Here is a 4,168-nt window from a genome sequence, read left to right as displayed (position 1 = left end):
GGCCTTCCCCGCGCTCCGCGCACTCGCCCCCCTCGTCCTCGGGCTCACCGCGGACGGCCCCTCCCGCTGGCCGCTCGACAAGGCCGCGGCCTTCCTGCGCGCCGAACCCGCCGGACAGTCCGCGTCCGCGGGCCCCGCCCTGCCGCGCCACCACCTCGACCGGCTGATCGCCGACGGCCTCGACCACTTGGCGGCCACCGCCGAACCCGCCGCGGAATATCTCTGGCCGACACCCCGCGCCCTGCCGCACGGCGACCCCTGCAGCGTCCGGCTCGGCGCCGCGGGCGCGCTCGCCGCGCTCGACCGCGCCGCGCGCACCGGCGAGACCCGTGCCGAACCCCTCCTGCGCACCGCCGCCTACTGGCTGGACGAACGCCTCACCCTGCCCAGCCGCATCCTCCCCGGCCTCCACTCCGGCCGTTCCGGTGCCGTCTGGGCGCTCCACGACGCCGCCCGCACGATCGGCGACGCGACGCTGGCCGGGCGCGCCCGCGAGTACGCCCTGCGCATCCCGCTCGACTGGCACGACCCCGACGTCTGCCACGGCCTCGCGGGCGCCGGCCTCGCACAACTGCACCTGTGGCACACCACCCGCGACCACCGGTTCGCCGACCGGACGATGCAGTGCGCGGACGCGCTGCTCGGCCTCACCGGCCTCGCGGACGGCGGAGTGGATTGGCCCGTCGACACGAGGCACCGCGCCGAACTCGCCGGTTCCGCCGGTTACGGCTTCGCGCACGGCGTCGCGGGGAACGCGGCGTTCCTCCTCGCCGCGGGCCGGGACCTGGGCAGTCCGGACCTCGTCGACATCGCCGTCGGCGCCGGGCACACCCTGTGCGCCGTGGCCGAACGCCACGGCGACGCCGCCTACTGGCCCGGGGGGCCGCGCCGCGGCGGCCGTACCGGCCCCGGCTGCTGGTGCGACGGCGCCTCCGGCGTCGGGACCTTCCTCGTCCGGCTGTGGCGGCTCACCGGCGACCGGCTGTTCCGCACCTGGGCGGAGCGGGCGGCGCGCGCGGCGTACCGCGACCGCTGGCGGCTCGCGCCCGGGGTCTGCCACGGCGTCGCGGGCGACGCCGAACTGCTTCTCGACCTGGCCGATGCCACGGGGCAGGAGCGCTACCGCGACCGGGCCGCCGAGGCCGCCATGTGTCTGTACGTCCGGGCCGCGCGGCGCGACGGCAGGCTCGTGATGCCCGACGACATCCCGTGCGGGGCCGACGGCATCCCGTACGGGACCGACGGCACCCCGTACGGGACCGGCCACGGCCACGGCACCGGCGCGGCCGGGGCCCTCGACTTCCTGCTGCGCCTCAAGCACGGCGGCCCCCGCTCCTGGCTGGTCGACAGCGACCGCTGACGCCGGGTCAGCGCAGCAGGACCGGCAGGTCCTGCAGCCAGTTCATCGTCATGCTGGGCCGCCGCCGGACCTCCTCCAGCGGCACCCCCGGCCGCAGCCCGGGAAACCGGTCGAGCAGCCGCCCGAGGAGGATCTCCATCTGCGCGCGGGCCAGCGCCGCACCGGCGCACCGGCGCGTCCCGTACCCCAGCGCCAGATGCGCGTGGTCGGTGCGGGTGATGTCGAAGCGGTGCGGATCGGGGAACCGGCGCGGATCACGGTTCGCCGCCGCGACGGCGATCAGCAGGAACTCCCCGGCCGGGATGGACACCCCCTCGCCGAGGTCGACCCGCGCCACGGTGTAGCGCGGGCCCACCGCGCGGAACGGCCCGTCGTGGCGCAGGCACTCCTCGACCGCGCCGGGCAGCAGGGAGCGGTCGGCGCGCAGCGCCGCGTACTGCTCGGGGTGGCTCAGCAGGGTGAACACGCCGTTGGCGATGGCGTTCGCCGTCTCGATGCCCGCGATCAGCAGCAGGAACGCGGTCGAGGCGAGCTCTTGACGGGTCAGCGGACGCCGCCCGTCGGTCCGGGAACCGAGGGTGGACAACAGCCCCCGGGCGGGATGCGCGCGCCTGCGGTCGGCGAGGCGCTCGGTGAAACCGGAGAGGATCGCCGACGCCTTCCGTACGCTGTCCGAGCCGCGTCTGCACATGAGGGCGTCGAACCAGGCCGGGAAGCCCGCCTGTTCCTCCTCCGGCAGCCCGAGGAGCTCGGAGACCACGGCGACGGTGAACGGGTAGGCGGCCTTGGCACGGAACTCCACCGGCCCCGCGCCGCGCGCGGCCGCCAGCGCGTCCAGGGTCTCGTCCGCGAAGAGCTCGATGCGCGGCCTCAGGGAGTCGATCCGGTGCCGGCCGAGCGCCTGCTGGGTGCCCTGCCGCAGCCGCTGGTGGTCCGGATGGTCACCGGCCACCATGTGGGCCCGGATGCGGGTGGTCATCTCACGGCGCCGCTCCGACCGTGTGAGGTGCTGCTCCCTGAGCAGGTCCGGGCGCTTCCAGTCGCCCTTGCGGACCGAGGGGGAGGAGAGCAGCACGCGGGCCTCCTCGTAACGGGGGATCAGCCACAGGCGCGTACCGCTCACCCCCGTGACCAGGGTGGCGGGTGCCCGCTCGCGCAGCGTGTCGAAGACGGGGTGGGCGTCCTGGAAGAAGGCCGGGGTGAAGACCCCGGGCGGGGCGGCGGTCCGGTCGGTGGGCACGACGAGCCTCCTCGGGCAAGGACGGACGGGACGCGGACGACGGCCCGTGGACGGACAGGTCGCCGTGGCGGGCTCTCGATGCCGAGGAGCGTGGTGTGGTGCGCTGGACGACCCTGGGTACGGCGGCAGTTGAGGGGCGACGGAGTGGCGCAGTGCCCGGGAATCCTACCCAGGGTGTCCGCTCGATTACACCAGGCGACGGTTTGCGGGGCTCGCGGTCCGTACACGGCCGTACACGGCCATTCGGGTGGGAGCGCGACCGAACCCAGGACTCCCGACTTCCCCGTGAGCCACACTCCGCCCATCCGGAACACCGCATGGGCATGGACATGGGCATGGGTATGGGTATGGGCATGGACGCCGACGGCATGAACGGCAGCGACTTCGAGGTGGTCGTCGCGGGCGCGGGCCCCACCGGCCTGGCCCTGGCCTGCGACCTGCTGCGCCGCGGGGTGCGCACCCTGCTCGTCGAACGCGGTGACCGGCTCTTCCCCGGCTCCCGCGCCAGGGAACTCCGGCCCCGCACCCAGGAGATCCTCGACGACCTCGGCGTCCTCGCCACCGTGCGCGCGGTCGGCGAACCGCACCCGCCGCTGCGCTACTGGACCGACGGCGAGCCCTGCGTCGACCGCGACCTGTACGAACAGCACCCCGGCCCCGTACCCCGGGTGCCGGTGTGGTCGGTCCCGCAGTGGCGCACGCAGGAGGTCCTCCGCACGCGCCTGCGGGAACTCGGGGGAGACGTGGCCTTCGGCGTCGCCCTCACCGGGCTGGCCGCGACCGCCGACGGCGTCGAACTCCTGCTCACACACCAGAACCGGACCCGGATCGTGCACGCCGCCTACGCCGTCGGCACGGACGGCGTCCGCGGCACGGTCCGCGCCGCCCTCGGCATCGCCAGGCCCGCCCAGGCGTTCGACGAGCGGCCGCTGATCGTCGCGGACGTCCTCGCCGACGGGCTCGACAGGGACCGCTGGCACATCTGGCCCGGCGCGAAGGGCGGTGCCCTGTCCCTGTGCCCGCTCGCCTGCGCGGACACCTTCCGGCTGCTCGCCCGCTACGAGGACGAGCCCGCCCGGCCCGACACCTCCGAGGAGGGCGTCCGCCAGCTGATCGCCGACCGCACCCACCTCCCGGCGGCCGACGTCCGCGAGGTGCGGTGCGCCACGGCCTTCCGCGCCGAGACCGGCCTCGCCGACTCCTACCGCGCGGGACGCGTCCTCCTCGCGGGCGACGCCGCCCACGTCCACTCACCGGTCGGTGGCCAGGGCCTCGACACCGGCGTACAGGACGCCTACAACCTCGGCTGGAAACTCGGCATGGTGCTGCGCCACGGAGCCGACCCCGCGCTCCTCGACACCTACGAGTCGGAACGCCGCCCCGCCGCGGCCGAGGCGATCGCCGCCAGCACCCGCCTCTACCGCCGCGTCCTCCTCGCGGAGGGCGAACCGGTGCGGTGGCCCCACCCGGTGGACGAGGGATACCGCGACAGCCGCTTGTCGGTGGACACGAGGCCGGACCCCGGGGCGGTGACCAGGGAAGGAGCCGGGCCGGGGACCGGGGCGGGG

General features: G+C 75.5%; 3 protein-coding genes. 2 read left to right on the top strand and 1 reads right to left on the bottom strand.

The window, feature by feature from the left end:
• Positions 1 to 1,360, top strand: a 1,360-nt coding sequence (locus K6I34_RS32845) for a lanthionine synthetase C family protein (RefSeq protein ID WP_229331692.1), incomplete at its 5' end; no start/stop codon positions are given.
• Between the two features lie 7 nt (positions 1,361 to 1,367).
• Here the strand turns inward: K6I34_RS32845 and K6I34_RS38750 are convergent.
• Complete coding sequence (locus K6I34_RS38750) at positions 1,368 to 2,600, bottom strand: cytochrome P450 (protein ID WP_229331691.1); 1,233 nt, start codon at positions 2,598 to 2,600, stop codon at positions 1,368 to 1,370.
• Positions 2,601 to 2,917: 317 nt separating this feature from the next.
• Between K6I34_RS38750 and K6I34_RS32835 the strand changes: the two genes are divergently transcribed.
• A partial coding sequence (locus K6I34_RS32835) for an FAD-dependent monooxygenase (protein ID WP_229331690.1) occupies positions 2,918 to 4,168 on the top strand: 1,251 nt, incomplete at its 3' end.

Source organism: Streptomyces sp. UNOC14_S4 (genome assembly GCF_020740835.1).
Classification (GTDB): Bacteria; Actinomycetota; Actinomycetes; order Streptomycetales; family Streptomycetaceae; genus Streptomyces.
Note: the sequence above shows the minus strand (reverse complement) of the source record. Positions and strands in the feature narration are given on the sequence as shown.